Annotated in this window: 1 protein-coding gene; it reads left to right on the top strand. The window is 48.0% G+C overall.

The features are described from left to right. Positions 1-425: condensation domain-containing protein (locus CWC03_RS22750; RefSeq protein WP_249314111.1), on the top strand; the 425-nt coding region annotated here is incomplete at both ends.

Here is a 425-nt window from a genome sequence, read left to right as displayed (position 1 = left end):
TGGCGTGTTTCTTTAAGCATATCAGGCAGGTGCATAGTGATTCGCAAGCGAATCAAGATGTGCCGTTTGAACAGTTGGTAGATAGGTTAAAGGTATCAAGAAGTACAGCGCATAGCCCCCTATTCCAGATAATGCTGACGACGAATAGTGACTATGGTGTGCAGCAGGGAGAGCGCGCGGTTAGTTTACCGGGTGTAGAGATAAGCGCTTATGGTAGTGATACGATACAGGCGAAATTTGATTTAGAAGTCGACCTGAGCATGAGTGATGCGGGGGTAGGGTTAAGTTGGACGTATGATGTCAGCCTATTCAGTGAAGAGTCGATTAAGCGGTTGAACGACCACTTATGTCGTTTGTTGACAGCGCTCAGTGAGGAGCATGTTGGAGATATCGCTCCCCATGACTTGAAGATGCTATCGGCGGCG

This window comes from Pseudoalteromonas sp. S2755, from assembly GCF_005886535.1.
In the GTDB taxonomy this organism is placed as follows: Bacteria; Pseudomonadota; Gammaproteobacteria; order Enterobacterales; family Alteromonadaceae; genus Pseudoalteromonas.
This window is presented reverse-complemented; position numbering and strand designations above follow the sequence as displayed.